We start from the raw sequence: 20,218 nt of genomic DNA on the forward strand, positions 1-20,218 counted from the left end.
AGAGTCGAGCATAAACAGCGATCATATTGATCAAATAATAACTATTCTTAATATACCCAAAACCCTAGAAAAAATTGTTATTGTTCCTCAGATTGACAATAGTTCTAATTGTCTCCCCTGTAGGTCTTTAAACCTGATATTTTCTTGAGAATCTCTGGATAAATCTAAAGCTTTCATCACCTCTTTTGCCACTGCTTTTACCACGGGAATAGCCACAGAATTACCGAACTGTTTATAAGCTTGGACATCGCTGACAACAATCTGAAAACTATCGGGAAATCCCTGTAATCTTGCCCATTCTCTAGGAGTCATTCTGCGGACGAATAATTTATTTACCTCTCCCTTAATGCGAGTAACGGGAGTAAAATTAGTCAGTCTTTGATCGATAACTAAATTTCTTTCTTTTCCCATACCTCCCACCACAATAGCATTAGCGATACCATCGGGAGAAATAATCTCATAACCGAAACCATTACCTTTATGTTGGTGTCTAGCTTTGTGTGTAAACAAAGTTTCTAAATACTGATTAGAGAGATAATATTTAACGCTGACTTCCTTTTCTTCTAGAATATCTTTGAGACAAGTTTCTTGATGAGTTGGTTGAGGATAGGAAAAATGGTAAATATTCAAATCCTCTCGAAAACCGACGATAAAAATTCGGGGACGGTTTTGAGGAACCCCAAAATATCTGGCATTTAAAATCTGGGGACTAGGGACAAAATAATGCAAATCCTTTTCTAGTATATCTAAAATAGTTTTTAAAGTTTTACCTCGATCGTGGTGGACTAAACCCTGGACATTTTCTAAGATAAAAGCTTTCGGTTTCTTTTCGTGTAAGATCCGGGCAACTTCAAAAAATAAGGTTCCGCGTGCATCTTCAAAACCGTGTTTTCTGCCGGCGATACTAAAGGCTTGACAGGGAAACCCGCCGCAGAGTATATCATGATTGGGGACAGTTTTTGCCTCTAATTTTCTGATGTCTTGATTATCGGGTAAATGACCATAGTTAGCCAAGTAAACCTTTTGGGAGTGAGGATCGATTTCCGAAGAAAAAACGCATTGACAACCGAGATTCTCTAGGGCGATTCTAAATCCTCCTACACCGGCAAATAAATCAATAAAAGTCCACATATTTTATCTATTCTACGCTTTAGTTTTGATCCCTGAGACGATATTAAACCGGCTATCTTAGATTTTAGTATAAATGCTCGAATCTTTCTCGCCACTTCCCCCCGCAACGCGCACGAAGTGGTCTCCCCACTCCCCTATCTCCCCATCTCCCCTGTCCGCGTAATTTTTTTCTCCCAAATACTAAACAGATTGATGTTACAAGTGTAGTATAAGAAAGATCCCTTTAACAAGCACAACCCAGAAACCATGACCTCTTCTGCTCTTTTTATAGCAGTTATCCTAAATGATGAGGTAGGAAGTTTTCCTTTTGGGGAGTCGGTCGTCAGCAGTCGATACCAAATCAGTTTACACTTCGTCTTGATAAGAAACGCCATAAGTAGCCGACGATAAATCCGACATTCCGCACATCTTCATATACTTTTATATATTTTTACATTCCCCAAGATGTTTTGACGAAAAAGCTTCATTGTAGAAACTACTATTGAGAACATTTTCAATAATTGATTTTTTCTGAGAAAAAAAATTACAATTCTTCACCTTGAGCAAAATCAATCATTGTAGCTATAGTCCCTACTAAGTATCTAAGCACAATTAATTACACATCTAAGCCACTACTCCGTCAGACTTCTGATGTGAGGAAACAGTGAACTGAAAACTCAAATCCGATCCCTAATAGCTGTATCCCGTCTCCTGTCTCGGAGTCTCCTGTCTCGGAGTCTCGACTAGGAAATTAATTTTGCACGACTACTTAGCAATGGGTTTTAAGCAAAATATTAGTAAAAATTATCAATTGAATGTTAAGAAGTGCGGAAAGTGGGATAAATTTTCCTTTTACCTGTTAGCTGCGGTGAAAAAATGGGAATACTAAGGGATGTAGTGGGTTGTACAGTCTTTACTGGCTCTATTCCATGTCATTAGCAAACAAGAAACTTCAGACCAAGCTGCCTTCCTTTGCCCAAAAGTTAGTGCAATCGGGTTATACTACCCTAGAGGAAATCGAGCGCGTCATGGCTGATGAATTAACTTTACCCTCCCTCTCTGCTGCCAATAATCCTGAGATTCCCTCGGATGTTTTCGGGAGAATCGAGGCGATCGAGCAGTTATTACAGGCTCTCAACCGTGAATTACAGTCACTAAAGCGGGAAATTAGCCTAAATTCGCCCACAGCTTCCTCTGAGAGCGCAAATCCGACTATTCTCGACCAGGAGTTGCCTGATTTGACTAATCCAGTCCTTCCTTCCCGAAACTGGTCATCGGACAAAGAAACGATCTTTTCCGCTGCCCCTGTTTATGAGGAGTTAACCGACCCCGGCGATTGGGAACAGTTAAAACGGCAACTAGACCAGAATCAAGACCTGATCGCCTCCTCGCAAGTCGATACTTCTTTTCCTTCCGTCCTCGATCCTTGGTCCTAGTCGGGTAAAATGCTGGGGAAAAGAATTAAAATTTAACCTGGGCAATATTTGAGGACTAAAAAGGAATGACCACAGAATTAGAAACCAAAAAAGTTACTCCTACTCGCTGTTTGGTTGGTGCGGCAATTTCGGCAGCATTGGGGACAATTCTCTATTATCTCACAGCAGCGATCGGTCATTCTTTTTACTCAAAACCAATGGTTGCTCACAGTCCGATCGCCTTGAGAATTGGCAGCGCTGTCCGCACTTTAGTTTTTGGTTTAGCTTCTCTAGGAACCTTTATTTTTGCTTTTGTCACCATTGGTTTAATTCTTTTGGCTATCCAATTACTACTTAAACGCCCTCAACAAACATAAATTATGAATTATGAATTGGAAGTGGGGAAGTGAGAAAGTGGGGAGCTTTTCAGTGATCAGTAAACAGTAAACAGTGAACTGATAACTGATAACTGATAACTGATAACTGATTAACGGACATTTTGAGCGGTAAAATCTTCGATGAGTTGTTCTAAAGCGGCCGAGGAGGCGCGGGTAATCAGAAAACATCTAAACTCCTGGCCTTGACTGAGATATTGGGAATAGGCCGCCTGTAAAAAAGGTTTATAGCCGGGGTTTTTACGAATATACACCTCAAAAAAGGCCAAAGATAGGGAATGGGCGTAACTATCGATCACATAGGGTGCGGGCAGGGTAAGATCGGCTACGGATTCGATCGCTTCGTTAATTCCCGCATCTAGTACCGAAAAATCGACGTGAGCTTGACCTTCAATCAGAGCTAAATATTTATTTTCGGTGTTGAGCAGGGGAAAAGAGCGCACCTGTTCAAAAATAGCGGGGGTAGCGGGATCGTAGGTTCCTGCCGCTACAAAACTGGGAATTTCGATCTTAGCTAGTCCTTTAGCCCCGAAAATACTCCAATTAAACGGATTAACCGCAAAAATCGCTTTGATTCTCGGATCGCGAAAGTTGTATTCTTCTCGGGGTAAATCCAAAGCACGACACTGGAGCAAGAGGGAGACATTGAGAAAAGCTAATCTTCTTTGGCAGTCCCGTTGTAAATTCTCGAAATCGATCGTCGCTCCACCCACGGCTAAGGCTGTATAACCGCCGAAGGAATGTCCACCAACTCCCACATTATCTACATCTAATTGCCCCTGAAATTCCCCCGCGTTGCGTCTTTGCAATTCATCGATCACAAAAGATATGTCCAATGGACGATTGACAAATTCGTTGCTATAAAAAACCGTCCGCGATAAACCGGCGAGTAGATTCTGTACCTGTAGGGTATCACTGCCGGGGTGTTGGGGCATGGCAACGAGATAACCGTAACTAGCCCAATGTTCCGCTTGTCGGACAAAATCTTCGGGACGAGAAGCTAAACCGTGGGAAAAGACAATAACGGGGGTTTTCTGGGTTAATTGCCCCTTGGGTTTGACAATAATTAGATAAAGTTCCCTCTGACGACGGCTATCGGTTAAATCCAGCCGCATCTGTTCCACTTGTTGCGGTCCGGGTTGTCGGGGGTCAGTCATGGCGGTAAAATTAATTTCACCAGCCTTTTTAGCTTCTTCTAAGGATAATTGCGCCACCTTTTCCGTGAATACTGTGGTGGCTTTCAGGACGACATCGATCGCCCGAGCTAGTCTTTGCACTTTTGTCACATCAATCTGCATATTAGTGGGCAGATTACGCAGCAGATTAAGAATAGTTACCCCTCCCGGTTCAAAAGCTGATTTAATTAGGGCAGAACGCAGAGCGAATTTACCATTAATACCCCCTTGAATGGTGATCAGTTCCCCTAAAAGGTTGAGGACATCTTCCCCCATTCTGGTGTTAAAAAAGCGCGAGATCAGGACGGGATTAATTTCTTTACTTGTGGTTAAAGCTTGGCGAAATTCTCTTTGTTGTTCGGGGGTGGTATTACCTAAATATTGTCTTAGATTAGCGTCAATTCTGCCAGTCTCGACAAACTTTTCTAGGGAACTAATTTCTAGGGTACGACTAAAGGGCGGTAAGATAAAAGTGATTCTCTCGGCCGAGAGGACAGGAAAGCTAGTCAGTATCGTTCCCAAGCAACCAAGAGCGATCAAGCGACCAATTTTAGCTAATTGCAACAAGTTTTTCGGCTCCTTTTCTTTCTGCGATCCTATTCCCTCTGGATTATAACAGTAACCTTTCAGTTTTTAACCGTTTTCTTGCTTGACTATCAACAAAAATTATCAATTTGCCACGGTCGATAATCTTGACCTAGAATAACGGGTAACAAGTCTCGAAAATTCCAATCTCGCCGATTTCAAGCTACCTAATACCGGCGGTAGTCAATGATAACCACTCACTGCTCATGGTTTAAGGGTAAAAATGCCAAAGTTGCCACTACTTTCACCCCAAATTCTTCCTCAAAAACAGGTTTTTTATAGTCTAAACTCCACAATTCTAAAGCACAATCATCTTCAGCATTATTGGGAAAAAGATGCAGATGTAGGGTTCTATATTCAGGATCGTACTTACATTCAATCTTTTTAATCGCTCCTATTTGTCGCCGATCTAAAGCCACAGCCAAGCGCAGTATAGCACTTAAATGTCTGACCATATACTGATAGTATTCAGTTAATTTCATAAAATCATCGTGTCTTTTCTTCGGCTTACTTTTGCGATGATAACGAGCGATATTAGCGATCACTTCTAACTCTATTTCCGTATAGCCCAACAGTTCACCATTACGAATTAAATAATAGGAATGTTTATGATGGGCAGCATGACTAACATATAAACCACTATTATGCAGTATAGCCGCCGCCCATAATAAATCTTTAGCCTCCTGATTCCAAGAATGTAATTGTGCTTGGGTTTGCTCGAACAAAGACAGGGAAAATGCCGCTATTCTCTCAGCAGATTCTAAATTAACTTGATACTTTTTCGCTATTTTCAAGACACTGCGCTGACGGATTTTACTCTGATAAAGTAACCGATTATCAATTAAACCGTGCGTCAGCATCCAATCGACGATTACCCCTTCTCGCAAGGCCCTTTCACAGAGAACTAACTTATCAACATCTAACATGGTCATCGCTTCCAAAAGCACGATCGAACCGGCTAGAATTATCTCGGCCCGTTTATCGGACATCCCCAGAATTGCCAGTCTTTGGTGATAGTCCAAAGCGGCGAAACGTTTGACTAATTCTTTGACATCTTTGCGGGTTAATTGATAGCCATTTAAAGGATTGGGAATTTCCCCCAATTTCTCCAAAGCATGGATAGTCATCAAAGTTTCGATCGTCCCAGAAGTTCCCACTAAACGCGGCACTTCTCCCAGCTGTAAATGATGTTTAATTTCCTCTACTGCCCGCTCTAACATTCCGCGGGTGTATGCTCTTAAATAGGCTAATTCTGTGGGAGTAATGGGATCGGTGGTGATCAAATCTTGGGTCAAACGCACCGCGCCGATTTTGGTACTACTAAGAAAGCGAATTTCTTGACTATCAGCTAAGATTAATTCTGTGGAACCACCACCGATATCAATAATAATATGGGCTTGATTTTGGAAATCCATTCCCGAGACGACACCGAGATAAATCCGGCGCGCTTCCTCCTGTCCGGAGATGAGATTTACAGAAATACCGACTTCTTTCTCGATTAAAGCCAAAAATTCGTCGCCATTGGCCGCTTCCCGGGTGGCACTGGTGGCAACGGCGATAATTTGATCCCCATGGAGACTAATAGCCAGATCGTGACAGCGTTTTAAAGCGGCGATCGCTCTTTCCATGGCCGCTAGGGTTAATTTACCGGTTTTCCTATCTCGATCGCCGAGACGGACTGTATCCTTTTCTCTGGCAATAATCGTAAAAGCAGGTAAAGACGGTTCAATTTTCACTACTACCATGTGAACCGAATTCGTACCAATATCGATCGCCGCTAGGATTTGGACATCGGAGGCTTTTGCCAGGGGCGCTAGTCCCCGATTGGGTATAACTTGATTAGAAATATTCACCATCGCTTATCAGTGATCAGTTACCAGTCGGGGGATAGGGGTTAGGGAAAAGGGCAAATAACCTTATTTGGCATCGGGAGGGATGTAACTCCGCCGCCTCTGACACCCGCTCGATCGGGGTTGGTCTTATTATCCCTCTAATTGCCCGCCTCGGCGCCGCAATTTTAGCTTTGTCTAGCAGTTATCTTATTCTTCAATATACAATTTTCGCTGCTCCAGGGCCAATTGCCGGAATTCCCCCTCCCCAAATTCTCCCTGCTTGGGACGGCGCTCTCGATCGCACTCGACTAAATAGATATAATCACAATCAACCCCTTCTAAATTGGTATTTTCGGCGATTTTCCAAGCTTCGATACAAGCACCCGTCAAGGTGGCTCCCTGTAAATTGGCTCTCATCACGTTACTATGGGCTAAATTTGCCCCTTCTAGATTAGCGTAGGCTAAATTTGCCTCGCTGAAATTTGCCCTAGTCAGGTGGGCATTTTTGAAGTTAAACCCGTAAAGATTCAGTCCGCGAAAATTATAGCCAATATAAGCTTTATTTTCCCCTTGACCAGTAACCAGAAGATTTCTCATCGCAACTTCGTCCAGAATTGTCTTTTCCCAGCGCGCTCGCTCGATGCCCGATACCAGATAAAATCGAGTTCTAGTTAAATCTTTTGCCCTTAAGTCAGTGGCTTTTAACTGCGCTCCCGTGAAATCAGCTTCTTGCAGATTTGCCCCGCAAAAATTTGTACCTTTACTGGCTAAAAAAGCAATTGCCATGGATTTCGTGATCGTTTCTCTCGATTCTTCCAGGGATAACCAGGCTAGATAAGCGGTGAATAAAGTACCCAAAAAACCAACCATTAAAGCTATAGAAAAAGTTACATTCATCACGGCTATCCCTGCTAATGCTACCTGAAAAACTAATATAATTCCTGTCAATAAATTTAAAATTAAGCTGATAAAAATTGCTAGGATAAAACTTATTCTTTGGCCAGAAATCAAGGATAAAACTAAGGGCAATCCCCCAACTCGCTGACGATAAAATATTCCGTAAATTAGAGATAAAATCGTGATTATCACCGCACCAATGATTTTAAATTCGGTCATATCTGTCACCAGCATTAAAGCTAGATAATAACCAGCTAATCCCCACAGACAGCCGCAGATAGCCGCTATTAACCAAGAAATTAAAATTAATTGTAGCCGACCGCGCTTTAGTAATCCTGCCCTAGCCTCGGTAAATTTAGTTCCCTCTAAAATAGCCCCTTGAAAATTAGTGCCACGCAGATCTGCTTTACTAAAATTAGCCCCCGATAAATTCTTTCCTTGAAAACACTGTCCTTTTAATTTTACTCCTGTAAAATTGCGTTTCCCTTTGGCATATAAATCCAGTACCTCACTTGCTTTCATAAGACCTCTTGCAGAAATCAAAAATCGTTTTTAGGGTTAGGAGTCAGTAGCCAGGAGAATTAAGAATGAATAATAATCAATTAAATGGTCTATTTACCTATTTTATGTTATTTAATCCTTATGTTTGCTGTCTGTGAACCATGAAAAATTAATTATGCAGGAGGTTTATATAAATTACGGAGATCTGTTTTTTGCTTGATTGATTAACTTAATTCATAACAACTATTATCTTTTAAAAATTGGCTTTGGTATTTTTTGGCAATTTATACTAAGTCGGTTTTTAATAGTGCGATGAACTCCCAAGTTATGGATTGTTTCTCCCCGCTCCCCCGCTCTCCTATCCCTTGTAAACAGGATTGAGTATAGTACAGATTTAACTTAACAGACCCCTGGGGATGAGGGACTTTTTTAGGGGCAATCCACAGCAAAAACAGCCCCTAAAACTGATTATTGACCCGGACTTGGTGCTTCTATCGGGGACTCTGGGGAAAGGGGAGTCGATTCAACTATTGGCGGTGGGGCCGGAGGTTGGAGAATATTGCGCCAGCCTTGCATTTGGGAGCGAGCCGAACTGTAAGCGGTACTTTCCGGGGATACGGATTCAGCAAGGCGAATAGCTTCCAGATAACGACCATTATTAGCCAGGTCCGTGGCTAAAGACAAAAGCTGATAACTCCAACGTTCCAGCAATTCAGTCCGTTGCACACCCGCGTCGGTTTTAGTGGAAATATTGGTAACTAAAGCAATCGCCCGGGTTAAACCTTCTGCGGTTCCCGTCGCCGCTAATTGATTAGCCTGTTGCAGATTTTGACGGGCCCGCAACTCTCGGCGCCAACGACGGATATTTTGGGAAGCTTCCGAGGAAAGAGTGCGACCGGGGGGAATTTGATTAGCAGTTTCGATCGCTGTGCTATAGTCTTTGAGATTGGCCAAAGCTTGAGCCTGATCTAAAATGGGTTGATCCTCCATGCGTTCAATCCGCACTTGCCAGTCGCCAATTTCCCGTTGGGCATCTCGGTATAAGGCCCGATTCTTAGCGATTGCCCGCGCCTGAATAATAGCGTTACTGAGGGAATTAATATCGCCGGGGAGAGCGATTTCCCGCGCGCGTTCTAAAATCGGCCGGTCTTCAATCACTTGTATTTGACGATTCCAAGAGGCAATTTCCTGCTGTGCTTGCCACCAGAGGGGATTATTACGGGGAACCTCGCCCGCTTTCGCGATAGCGGCGCTATACTGTTCGACCGTCCCGGCTTGTGCTAAATCTCTAGCCTCGGACAGTATTCTTAGATCCTGTACCTGTAACTGCCAGCGTTCCCTCATAGCTAGGGCCGTTTGATGGAGAGGTCGAGAAGCGTCGATTTGTTCTAGTCCCAGTATGCCAGCTTCCAATCCCTCCACCGTGCCAGCTTCCGCATCTAAAGCCGCTTCAGACAAGACGGACCAATCGGTGACATCTTCTTTAATTTTGAGGTCTTTGGGGGTTTGGTTAGCCAAATCCCGGAGAGCTTGCCATTGCTTCCGCTCAATTAATCTTTCGGCGTATTCTTGCAGTTTATCCTCGGTTTTCCCGATTAATTTTTGTGCCTCCTGATGGGCATAACTGCTGGCTTGAATTTTTCTAGCTTCTTCGATGACTTTGAACCAATTGTCGAGACCGCCCCGGGCAAAGAGATTAAAGGCATTATCTAATTTACTGCTATCTTCCCGGGCGACGGTAATTTTAGCGAGCGCTTCATTATATTTAACCGTTGCCCAATATTCGTTATTTAAGTTCAATAAATCCACCGCTAGACGGAAAGATTGATTCCAGTTGGAAGCGCGGAGATTTTCCTCTAGTTTGCTTAAGATATCGTTGCCTTCCGTCCAAGTTCCTTGCCACTTAGCGATTCTTTCTTCAATAATTGCCGCTACTGCCATATTATTGGGGATTTGACGAGCTTTAGTGATCGCTTGCTGTAAATTTCCCGCTTGATAGTCTTTTTCAGCCAAATTCAGGATATCTCGCGCCCATTCTTCCACCTGTTGATTAACTTGCGATCGCAAGGGATGGTCATCGGGTAAAGCTTCCACTAGGGCAATTGCTTCGAGTAAACCTGCCACGGTGCGACTATCGGCGGAAAGTTGAGCGCAGTAGAGACGCAGGGAGGCAGAAGCGATAGGCCAGAAGATTTTTGGGCAATTGGGCGACTTCTGCATATTTAATAACTGCCAAGTGGCGAGAAAGCCAACACCACCAAAGACGACGACAAATAAAGCCGCCCAAACTTTCCAAGTGAAACGATGCTGGTATCGGTACCAAAAGAGAAAAAGAAAAGATTTAGTTTTCTCTGGCCAACGAGTCAGGGAGTCAATCGATTCTCGTTTGACTAGATTTTTGGTTAATTCTTTTCCTTTAAACATTCACGACTCCCTGACGGATATTTTAGATAGATTTTACCTTAATGGCGCTCATTGCCCAACTTCTCAGCAAGATTCAGCTTGTAGAGACTCGACTAATTCGATTAATTGCGTCTCGTTGGCACTATACACTTCCCGACAAAACTCACAGATGGCTTCCGCTTGTTTATCCTTTTCGATGATGTCTTTTAATTCATCGACCCCGAGGAATTTTAAAGCTCCTAAGGCCCGTTCAAAAGAACAATCACAATCAAAACGCAGCATCTGCACAGCCGGAAAAATTTCTAGACCCATATCTCCGAGAAGTTCCTGAAAAATATCTTCTAGTCCTTTTCCTGCCCGTAAAAGAGGCGTAAATCCCGTTAATTTTCGCAATCTCGACTCTAAACGAGCCACTAAGACCTCATCCCGGGCTGCTTCTTTAGAGAGAACTTGTAATAAAATTCCCCCGGCTGCCGTTACTCCTGTGGTCGTACCGACAAAAACCCCCACTTGCAAAGCGGAGGGAATTTGTTCCGATTGGTCCAGGTAGTAGGCGATATCTTCCCCCACTTCCCCAGAAACTATCTCGACGATGCTTTCTTGAAGTTCATTTCTCCCCTCGCCTTTTTCTTCCCGTAAGACTCGCACATAACCCTTGTCACCCACGGCGCGACCCACATCTAATTTACCCTGAGCATTGGGGAGTAATTCCACCTGGGGATAGTCCACATAACCCCGCACCGTGCCATCGAGTCCCGCATCAACTAAAACACCGCCTAGGGGACCGTCGCCTTTAATGCGAATATTGACCCTAGAACCGGGTTTTTTTAAACTGGAAGCCAAGAGTAAAGCCGATGCCATCGTGCGACCGAGAGCGGCGGTGGCTACGTTAGATAATTTATGTCTTTGGCGGGCTTCTTCCGTTAAACGAGTGGTAATCACTCCTACTACTCTAATTCCGCCATCGGCGGCCGTGGCGCGGATTAATTTATCTGCCATACTACTTACTGTTATCCTTGGAAAACGCTGTCCCGATTTTTAGTTATTCTTTAACTAACTTAACAAAAATTATCAGACAACAATATGTTCGGCAATTTTCAACAAAGTCAGCTGCGTATCGAAATCTCGGCCAGTGAACAGGCTATCCGGGATAGTTTGCTCAAAACTGCTCATCTCCGTCAATGGCTGTGGCCGCAAATGCTCTCGCCCAATCTACCCGATAAATTAGAGGAAGGCTTGACTTTTACCTCTTGGTTAGGTTTAATTCCTGTACAACATCAGGTTTTATGGGCCAATGACCAGTGTTTACGCTTGCTTTTGAGTCAAGGTATCGATGGCTATCACGAATGGTATTGGGGCGATGGTTGGTTACAATCGCGGTTAGAAGGCATTTCTCTCCTTCCCCTCAATCTCGGTCAAACTCTCAGTTTGTTGAAATTACGACTATTTTTGAGCAATCAAAAGTTAGAAGTGAAGGATTTAGGAGTGGCTAGTAAGTAAATCGCACTTTAAAAACCCAATTATGGATTGTCTCTCCCCGCTGCTCACTCTCCTACACCGGGAGAGTGGCTGCACTATGCCAGTCCGAGACCAATGACAGGGCAAGAACGGGGGTCTTCCCCCGACATTTGAGATAAAATCGATCTAGTTAAAAATTTAATTCCGAAACTATGTTCGACGCACTGGCCGACCGCTTAGAAGACGCATGGAAAAAATTACGAGGTCAAGATAAAATCTCCTCGGCCAATATACAAGAAACCCTCAAAGAAGTCCGGCGGGCTTTATTAGAAGCAGATGTTAACCTACAGGTGGTCAAGGGATTTATTGCTGAGGTCGAGAAACAAGCCCTCGGCGCTGAAGTTATTCCTGGAGTCAATCCCGGTCAGCAATTTATCAAAATTGTCTATGATGAATTAGTTAAAATTATGGGGGAAAGTAACGTCCCCCTAGCCCAGGCCGATAAACCCCCCACCGTAATTTTAATGGCCGGGTTGCAAGGGACGGGAAAAACCACCGCCACCGCCAAATTAGCCCTATATCTCCGCAAACAGTCCAAAAGCTGCCTGATGGTGGCCACCGATGTTTACCGTCCGGCGGCCATTGACCAATTAATCACCCTCGGTAAACAGATAAATGTTCCCGTCTTCGAGATGGGTTCTCAGGCTAATCCCGTCGATATCGCCCGTCAAGGTGTGGAAAAAGCCAAAGAATTGGGCGTAGATACGGTTATCATCGACACCGCCGGTCGTTTGCAGATAGATACCCAGATGATGGGCGAACTAGCACAAATTAAAAAAATTGTCAAGCCCGACGACACTTTATTAGTGGTGGATGCCATGACCGGTCAGGAAGCGGCCAGTCTTACCAACACTTTTCACCAACAAATCGGCATCACGGGGGCAATTCTCACCAAACTTGATGGCGATACTCGCGGTGGGGCAGCCCTATCAGTGCGGCAAATATCGGGACAACCGATTAAATTTGTTGGGGTTGGCGAAAAAGTAGAAGCTTTAGAGCCATTTTATCCCGATCGCCTTGCCAGTCGCATCCTCAATATGGGTGATGTCCTGACGCTAGTGGAAAAAGCTCAGGAACAGTTAGACCTAGAAGACGCGGCCAAAATGCAGGCCAAGATTTTAGAGGCTAAGTTTGATTTTAATGACTTCCTCAAACAGATGCGGCTGTTAAAAAATATGGGTTCCCTGGGGGGAGTCTTAAAGTTAATCCCCGGTCTAGGCAAACTGAGCGGGACAGACATCGAAAAGGGCGAAAAAGAGTTAAAACGCACGGAAGCGATGATTAATTCCATGACCACGGAGGAACGCGCTAACCCCGATTTATTGGCTAAGTCTCCTAATCGTCGTCGTCGCATTGCCAAAGGTTCGGGACATCCGGAAACAGAAGTTAACAAACTAATTACTAATTTCACCAGAATGCGATCGATGATGCAACAGATGGGACGGGGACAAATGCCCGCTATGCCCGGGATGCCCGGTATGGGTGGCGGAATGTTTGGCGGTGGCAATCAACCGGGGTTCCGCGGTCAGGGTGGCAGCCCGAAAAAACCGAAGAAAATCAAGAAAAAGAAAGGTTTTGGCGATTTATAGAGGCTAAAAATGTTGAAATCCGGAGCTTAAACTGAGGTTTCTACCATCGGCTAATTTTATCTCTCTCCCCGAGACAATTTGACCGATTATCGCCCCCTCTTCCCCCACTTTCTCCAACAATTCTCTGGCACTGTCCGGGGGCAAACACAAAACTAACTCAAAGTCTTCACCGCCGTATAAAGCCCATTCTAGAGCTTTTTCGGCTCCCACATATTCTTTCAGGGTTGGATGCAGGGGAATCCTCTCGATTTCGGCACCAACCCCACTACAGCGACAAATTTGCATGATGGCATCTGCTAACCCGTCACTGCTATCCATGCCGGCGATGGGAAATTGCTTGACAATTTTTTGTAAATGTGGTATGCAATCAAGTCTCGGTCGCGGCCGTTGATGGGCTTGGATTAATCGCTTTTTTTGGGCGGAATTTAAATTCCTCCCGGTTTGAGGGTGAAAGAGTAACTCTAATCCAGCCCGCGATAAACCGTGATAACCGGTAATAAGAATACTATCGCCAACTTTTGCGTTAAAACGTCTAATTTCTTCATTTTTTGCCACTTGTCCCAGGGCAGTGATGCTGATGTTAATCTCCGTGGCCCGACAGACATCGCCACCAACGATCGCCGTCTGATATACTTGCAGACAAGAGCTAAGACCCCGATAGAGTCCTTCTAGCCAATCGATGGCTAGATCGGGAGTTAAAGCCAATCCTACCGTAATTCCCAGGGGTTCTGCCCCCATAGCCGCTAAATCGGATAAATTAGCCGCCGCCGCTCGCCAGCCCACATCTTCGGGAGAGGTGGTAAGATCGCTAAAGTGGACGTTATTAACTAAAACATCAGTGGTGACAACGAGAGAGTAACCCTCTTTGATCGATAGAATCGCCCCATCATCACCGATAATCTCCGCAGGACAATATTTTTGCAGAATCGGTAGCAATCCCTGTTCACCCAAGTCTTTAACGGTTAAATTCATAATTTCTGGGAATTGAACGATACAGCTTCTAAAAAGTCTTTAGTTAAGGTTGGCTGAATAATGGTAAAACCCTTTTAAAATAAGGCTTTTGACCTGTTAAAATCCGATATTAGTCCAAGAAAATCGGATTGAGACCCTCAAAAACCTTGCATTATCCTTCTTGTAGTACATAAACTGATACAAAAAAGCGGGGCAACAAAGCTTGAAACTCCTGACTGACTTGAAAATAGAAGCTGAAATAACGCAAATTCGTCAATCATACTAAATCCCTTGAGTATAGGCTACATATCAGGAGAAGCACTCCCGCAAGGGGAGTGACTCTTAAATTATTACAGATGCGTCAGCGCCTGTCTGTAAGCATCCCACCGAAAAACTAATGCGCGGGGGGTTTGGGGGCGGCGCCACGCCCCCAACGGGGGGTTTGGGGGGTAGAACCCCCCAAAAGCTTGGATTGAGTGGTAAAATCGGAAGTAATACGGCCATCCGTTGAGTATAGGCTACATATCAGGAGAGGCACTCATGCCCAACGGAGAATAAATAATCAGTTTTTAATAACCGGATTTAGTACGACCAGATGAAAATCGGTAAAACCCTACACCCCACACCCCACCTGCCCCCCCGATGTCGGGGGGGGTGGGGGGGCCACACCCTACACCCCACGAGAAACTTTTTGCCGCAAACCCTACTTAAGAGGATTGGCGCTGATTTTTTCGTAGGCGCGATCGATAATTCCCCGACCGCGTAAAAAGCCGGTATTAGCTCCCGGACAAAGATAGGAGAGGGTTTCTGGGCTAAAACGGTCTAAAATGGCCTCTTGCGATCGCAATTGCCGCAGCCAGTGGAAAGTTTTCGCGGTCTGTAGGGGTTGCGGTTGACCCTTAGTGTCGGGGAGAAGATGACGACCGGTAAATAAAACCCCCCCGTGACGCTGCCAGTAAAGACAGGAGGAGCCGGGAGAATGGCCAGGAGTCCAAAAACCGCTACAAGTGGGAGATAACTGGATTTGCTGCTGAAAAATGGTAATTTGACGGTGAGGAAGCAGATAAGCTTCCTGTTCCTGTAGAATAATCTCACAATTAAGTAAACTTTGCAGAGAATCGCTCTGCTTACCCTGACCCCCGCGATGGGTAAAAAATAGGTAACGGACTCCTTTTTCTCGCAGAAAATCCCGCTCGCTCTCCTCGCAGCTAGGACAATCCACCAGAATATTACCAGTATTTTCTACAATAAGATAAGAGGTTCCCCCTAGGGTTTCCCGATTAGGCGAGAAAGCGTATAAACCTTCTAGAATTAATCGAGGGGGTTTTGTGGTTTTGCTAACCTCTAAAGGAGACGATTCGGTTTCCGATCGCATGGTTTGCCTATCCAAATCACAATCAATGCGGTTTATAACTTAGCACGATCGATGACCGGGCGGGCTGAAATTAGCCGCCTTTTACTCAAGAGAAAAGAGCCGATATGGAAATGTGGTTGTTATTAGGGATTCTTGGCGGTTTCACCTATTTTATCGTCAAGCGTAGCGTGGCCAAAATCACGACAACACCAATTTGGTTAATTTGGTTAGTCCTGATGACTCCGGCTCTAATTTGGACCGGCTGGACGTTAATCTATGGAGAGGATACCCCCATGCCGGCATTTTTGCTGATCGGTCCTTTTGTGATCTGCCCTTTTTTGTATTGGTGGCTAGTACAAATGGGTCGGGTTACTCCCCAAGAAAGCCCCCCATCACCAGCGGAAACAGCGAATTTAGTCCTAGAAAATATTGATAATCCTGCACCTAAAAGTGATTTAAAACCGATCACTGCTGAAGAGGAAAAATCCCTACGAGATTGTTTTCCTTGGGGAATTTATTATCTGCAAAATATCGATTATCGTCCCCAGGCAATTCTCTGTCGGGGCAAATTGCGAGCGGTTCCCGAAGAAGCTTATCAAGTGATTAAAAACAATGTGGAAAAGGTTTTTGGTGATCGCTTTTTATTGCTTTTCCAAGAAAGTTTTCAGGGACAACCTTTTTTCGCTCTTGTGGCTAATCCCTGGCAGCAAAAAACAGAAACTATAGAAACTGAAAAAGTTACTCGCCCCTTTCTTGCCCTGGGTTTATTGTTATTAACTATCTTAACCACCACAGTGGTCGGTGCGGGATTAAGTGGCATTACCACCCAACAATTAGAAAATAATTCTAGTTTATTATTGCAAGGTTTACCCTACAGTTTAGGCTTAATTGCTATTTTAGGACTGCACGAATTCAGTCATTATTTTACAGCAGTTAAATATAAAATTAAAACTACCTTGCCCTATTTTATCCCCATTCCTTTCTTCCTAGGCACCTTCGGGGCTTTTATTCAAATGCGATCCCCTGTACCCACCCGCAAAGCTTTATTTGATGTGGCGGTGGCCGGTCCTTTGGGGGGTATAATTATCGCTATTCCTCTACTGTTTTGGGGATTGTCCCTCTCGGAAATAGTTCCCCTAACTAATCAAAGCAGTTTATTAAATTTTCAGGCCTTAAATCCGCAGTTTTCTTTTCTCTTGTCTATCGTAGCTAAACTAGCCCTCGGCAGTAATTTAATCGCCGGAAAAGCGATCCATTTACATCCTTTAGCGGTAGCTGGTTATGTAGGAATTATCGTTACAGCCCTAAATTTAATGCCCGTGGGTCAATTGGATGGTGGTCATATTGTTCACGCCATGTATGGGCAGAAAACCGCCATAATTATCGGTCAATTAACTCGATTATTCATGTTTATTTTAGCCCTAGTGCAACCAGATTTTTTACTCTGGGCGATTATTCTCTTATTAATGCCAGTCAGCGATCAACCTGCTTTAAATGATGTCACCGAATTGGATAATAAACGAGATTTATTAGGTTTATTTTCCCTGGCTTTGTTATTAAGTATTTTGCTACCCCTTCCCGAAGCGGTGGCCCGTTGGTGGGGAATGTAAGAGACTGCATCAATCTACCTGAGTTCCGGGAAAATTATCGGTCAGTTAGGGAATAAAATCCCCATCTCCTACGTCAATGTGAGTTCGATGATCCTCACCCTCGATCACTTTAATCCACAAAGCTGAAGGCTGACAACCGCTCACAGATCACTGATATATGGTTCTTAAGGCTAATTCTCAGAGAAAAAAGCGAGTTTCTCTGAAAGGGAAGTTAGGCAAATCTAGGTTAAAATTGCTGGCTATTCCGCTAATTTTGGCGAGTTTAGGCTGGTTATACCACGATTTACGTCAGCAGTGGCTAAAACCGGAAGCGATTTTTGTTTTGGGAGGTCATGCTGATCGAGAACGTTTTGCGGCAAAATTGGCTAAGGAATATCCCGATCTACCGATTTGGGTGTCTTCCGGTAGTCCGCGACGATATGTGAAAAAGATTTTTAAAAAAGCGGGAATTCCCCTAGAACGTCTCCATCTCGATTACAATGCGCGAGATACTGTCACTAACTTTACTAGCCTAGCCGATCAACTGAAAGCCCAAGGTATTGATAGTGTCTATCTAGTCACTTCCGATAATCACATGAGAAGGGCGCGATTAGTGGGAGAAATTGTTTTTGGTAGTCGCGGAATTGTGATTAAACCGGTGACTGTTCCCTCCCAATCACCCCCCGAACCCCTAGAAAAGTCGCTCAGAGACGGTTTTAGGGCAATATTATGGGTAATAAGCGGTTCCACTGGGGAATTTTGGCTAGAATCCGCTTCTAGTTCCCATCTCCGATCAAAATAAAATTATCTTGACAAAATTACCCACTTTATGTTAAGCAAAAATACCATTTTCGCCATCTTATTGATTTTTGTGCCTATATCGATCGCCGGTTCCCTGTTACACTGGGGCGGAACAGTTGTTTTTATCACCGCTTGTCTAGCCATTATCCCCCTAGCGGCCTACATGGGGGAAGCCACCGAAGCGATTGCGGTGGTGGTTGGGCCAAATATTGGCGGTTTGATGAATGCCACCTTTGGCAATGCCACAGAATTAATTCTCGCCTATGTCGCTTTGCGGGAAGGTTTTATCGATGTGGTAAAAGCGACGATTACTGGCTCAATTATCGGTAATTTACTCTTAGTTATGGGATTATCGATGTTTTTAGGCGGTTTACGCTTCAAAGAACAGGAATTTCAACCAATAACTGCCCGTTTAAATGCCTCGGCCATGAATTTAGCGGTGGTGGCGATTCTTTTACCCACTGCCGTGGAATTTACCTCCACGGGAGTCGGGGAAGCAGTCCTGCAACGTCTATCCGTGGCCGTGGCAGCGGTGTTAATTTTCGTCTATGGTTTAAGTCTCTTATTTTCCATGAAAACCCACACCTATCTCTACGATGTCGGGGTTGCCGGTATCGAGGAGGAAAGCGCCAGAGAAAGAGCCGCAAGGCCGAAAGTCTGGTTTTGGTCTTTGATTTTATTGCTCGTTACTATCGCCGTGGCCGTAGAATCGGAGTTATTGGTGGCATCCCTAGAGGAGGCTACGGAACAGCTAGGTTTAACGGCGCTGTTTACCGGGGTAATTCTTTTGCCTATTATCGGTAATGCGGCCGAACACGCTACGGCTGTCACCGTCGCCCTTAAGAATAAAATGGATCTATCGGTATCTGTGGCCGTTGGTTCCAGTATGCAAATCGCCCTGTTTGTGGCTCCGGTTTTGGTTATCATGGGTTATATTATCGGTCAGCCCATGGATCTAAATTTTAATCCCTTTGAGTTAGTGGCAGTGGCTGTAGCGGTGTGGTTGGCTAATTCGATTAGTAGTGATGGGCGATCGAATTGGTTAGAAGGAATGTTACTCTTAGCTACCTATGCTATCCTGGCCTTGGCTTTCTTTTTCCATCCTCTCACCGCTTAAAGTTATTTCTTGGAGATATATAGACAATGACGGACGCTTTGGCTTAAGGGAGTGGTAAAACTGGCAATTTCGAGGATTTTACCGCCAGCTTTCCTTAGATTCTCCTCTAAACTTAAACTATCCTGCGCGGACCACTGACCACGATAGAGAATAGCGATTCCGGTCTTTTTCAGGAAAGGCAAAGCATAGTTAACACAGATATCCACATTACCTACCGCTCGCAAACAGACGATATCGTAAGCACAGTTATGTTTAAGGTTTTTCCCGACGATTTCCGCCCGACCTAAGCGAGTTTTCGTGTTATTTAACTCTAATTTGTCAATAACTTCTTCAAGAAAATTAATCTTTTTTTGGGTGGAATCCAAGAGAGTCACCGACCAATGGGGATAGGCGATCGCAATTGGCACCCCCGGAAACCCGGCCCCGGTCCCCAAATCGATGACTGATAGGGATTTTGTCAATAGATCTGGCTGGGATTTTTGTAACCAGGCTAAACCCGATAAAGAATCCCAAAGATGTTTTTCCCAAAACTCCTCTGGTTGGGTAATTCGGGTGAGATTAAAACGTTGATTACCCTCTAAAATCAACTCATAAAGTTGTTGAAATCGCGCTTGTTGGACCCCATCGGGTTGCCATTCTAGGGTTTCTTGCCAAAGGTCAAATAATTCAGGAAGGATCATTAATTCAGTTATCAGTAATCAGTTATCAGTAATCAGTAATCAGTTATCAGTTATCAGGTATGAGGGGAGTGGGGAAATTTCAACTAATACCCCAAAATCTCAACTATCTGTTTTTTCACTTTTTACTTCCCTCAAATGTCCTTGTTCAATTTTCCAGTGACGGTCAGCAATGGGGAGTAATTCTCCGGCATCGTGACTAACTACTAATAAAGTCCAGTGTTGTTTGAGACTAGCGAGAAGTTTAGCCAATTGACGACGCATCGACCAATCTAAACCGGCCGTAGGTTCATCGAGAAGTAACAGATT

General features: G+C 44.3%; 16 protein-coding genes and 1 pseudogene. 7 read left to right on the top strand and 10 right to left on the bottom strand.

Annotated features, from left to right (window positions below):
• Window positions 1-87: 87 nt before the first annotated feature.
• The gene (locus tag EWV68_RS03260; protein WP_061430875.1) at window positions 88-1,131 is read right to left on the bottom strand and encodes a DNA cytosine methyltransferase; all 1,044 of its coding nucleotides are present in this window, start codon (window positions 1,129-1,131) and stop codon (window positions 88-90) included.
• A gap of 908 nt (window positions 1,132-2,039) precedes the next feature.
• On the opposite strand from EWV68_RS03260, the gene EWV68_RS03265 reads away from it, so the two are divergent.
• Together EWV68_RS03265 and EWV68_RS03270 are read left to right on the top strand one after the other, a co-directional pair.
• On the top strand, window positions 2,040-2,546 hold the full coding sequence (locus tag EWV68_RS03265) for a hypothetical protein (protein WP_061430874.1): 507 nt from the start codon (window positions 2,040-2,042) through the stop codon (window positions 2,544-2,546).
• A 65-nt stretch (window positions 2,547-2,611) separates the two neighbouring features.
• On the top strand, window positions 2,612-2,902 hold the full coding sequence (locus EWV68_RS03270) for a DUF3082 domain-containing protein (RefSeq protein WP_002786666.1): 291 nt from the start codon (window positions 2,612-2,614) through the stop codon (window positions 2,900-2,902).
• Between the two features lie 110 nt (window positions 2,903-3,012).
• On the opposite strand, the gene EWV68_RS03275 is transcribed toward EWV68_RS03270, so the two are convergent.
• From EWV68_RS03275 to hslO, 5 genes are all read right to left on the bottom strand, one after another.
• Complete coding sequence (locus tag EWV68_RS03275) at window positions 3,013-4,662, bottom strand: alpha/beta hydrolase (RefSeq protein ID WP_287168802.1); 1,650 nt, start codon at window positions 4,660-4,662, stop codon at window positions 3,013-3,015.
• A gap of 215 nt (window positions 4,663-4,877) precedes the next feature.
• On the bottom strand, window positions 4,878-6,536 hold the full coding sequence (locus EWV68_RS03280) for a Ppx/GppA phosphatase family protein (RefSeq protein ID WP_287168804.1): 1,659 nt from the start codon (window positions 6,534-6,536) through the stop codon (window positions 4,878-4,880).
• A 183-nt stretch (window positions 6,537-6,719) separates the two neighbouring features.
• A complete protein-coding gene (locus EWV68_RS03285; protein WP_287168805.1) occupies window positions 6,720-7,931 on the bottom strand; it encodes a pentapeptide repeat-containing protein in 1,212 nt (403 codons plus the stop codon).
• Between the two features lie 447 nt (window positions 7,932-8,378).
• Window positions 8,379-10,334, bottom strand: a complete 1,956-nt coding sequence (locus tag EWV68_RS03290) for a chromosome segregation ATPase (protein WP_287168806.1) — start codon at window positions 10,332-10,334, stop codon at window positions 8,379-8,381.
• 63 nt (window positions 10,335-10,397) lie between these two features.
• Window positions 10,398-11,312 carry an Hsp33 family molecular chaperone HslO gene (hslO, locus tag EWV68_RS03295; RefSeq protein ID WP_287168808.1) on the bottom strand — a complete coding sequence of 305 codons (915 nt, stop codon included), beginning with the start codon at window positions 11,310-11,312 and terminating at the stop codon, window positions 10,398-10,400.
• 84 nt (window positions 11,313-11,396) lie between these two features.
• On the opposite strand from hslO, the gene EWV68_RS03300 reads away from it, so the two are divergent.
• Together EWV68_RS03300 and ffh are read left to right on the top strand one after the other, a co-directional pair.
• On the top strand, window positions 11,397-11,813 hold the full coding sequence (locus EWV68_RS03300) for a hypothetical protein (protein WP_079209272.1): 417 nt from the start codon (window positions 11,397-11,399) through the stop codon (window positions 11,811-11,813).
• Between the two features lie 170 nt (window positions 11,814-11,983).
• The gene (ffh, locus tag EWV68_RS03305) at window positions 11,984-13,420 is read left to right on the top strand and encodes a signal recognition particle protein (protein WP_287168809.1); all 1,437 of its coding nucleotides are present in this window, start codon (window positions 11,984-11,986) and stop codon (window positions 13,418-13,420) included.
• A 3-nt stretch (window positions 13,421-13,423) separates the two neighbouring features.
• Here the strand turns inward: ffh and thiL are convergent, their stop codons facing one another.
• Complete coding sequence (thiL, locus tag EWV68_RS03310) at window positions 13,424-14,392, bottom strand: thiamine-phosphate kinase (RefSeq protein ID WP_287168810.1); 969 nt, start codon at window positions 14,390-14,392, stop codon at window positions 13,424-13,426.
• Between the two features lie 682 nt (window positions 14,393-15,074).
• Window positions 15,075-15,746 carry an MBL fold metallo-hydrolase gene (locus EWV68_RS03315; protein WP_287168811.1) on the bottom strand — a complete coding sequence of 224 codons (672 nt, stop codon included), beginning with the start codon at window positions 15,744-15,746 and terminating at the stop codon, window positions 15,075-15,077.
• A 104-nt stretch (window positions 15,747-15,850) separates the two neighbouring features.
• On the opposite strand from EWV68_RS03315, the gene EWV68_RS03320 reads away from it, so the two are divergent.
• From EWV68_RS03320 to cax, 3 genes are all read left to right on the top strand, one after another.
• Entirely contained in the window at window positions 15,851-17,335 is a 1,485-nt protein-coding gene (locus EWV68_RS03320) for a site-2 protease family protein (RefSeq protein ID WP_287168812.1), read from the top strand.
• A 157-nt stretch (window positions 17,336-17,492) separates the two neighbouring features.
• On the top strand, window positions 17,493-18,116 hold the full coding sequence (locus EWV68_RS03325) for a YdcF family protein (protein ID WP_287168813.1): 624 nt from the start codon (window positions 17,493-17,495) through the stop codon (window positions 18,114-18,116).
• 27 nt (window positions 18,117-18,143) lie between these two features.
• Window positions 18,144-19,232: a calcium/proton exchanger gene (cax, locus tag EWV68_RS03330; protein WP_061430863.1), complete on the top strand. Its 1,089-nt coding sequence runs from the start codon at window positions 18,144-18,146 to the stop codon at window positions 19,230-19,232.
• A 2-nt stretch (window positions 19,233-19,234) separates the two neighbouring features.
• Here cax and rsmG read toward each other — a convergent pair whose 3' ends face one another.
• Window positions 19,235-19,912, bottom strand: a complete 678-nt coding sequence (rsmG, locus tag EWV68_RS03335) for a 16S rRNA (guanine(527)-N(7))-methyltransferase RsmG (RefSeq protein WP_061430862.1) — start codon at window positions 19,910-19,912, stop codon at window positions 19,235-19,237.
• A 99-nt stretch (window positions 19,913-20,011) separates the two neighbouring features.
• Window positions 20,012-20,218 (bottom strand): annotated as a pseudogene (locus EWV68_RS03340) (ABC transporter ATP-binding protein); the annotation flags it as partial.

It is taken from the genome of Microcystis sp. M_QC_C_20170808_M9Col (assembly GCF_007095495.1).
In the GTDB taxonomy this organism is placed as follows: Bacteria; Cyanobacteriota; Cyanobacteriia; order Cyanobacteriales; family Microcystaceae; genus Microcystis; species Microcystis aeruginosa.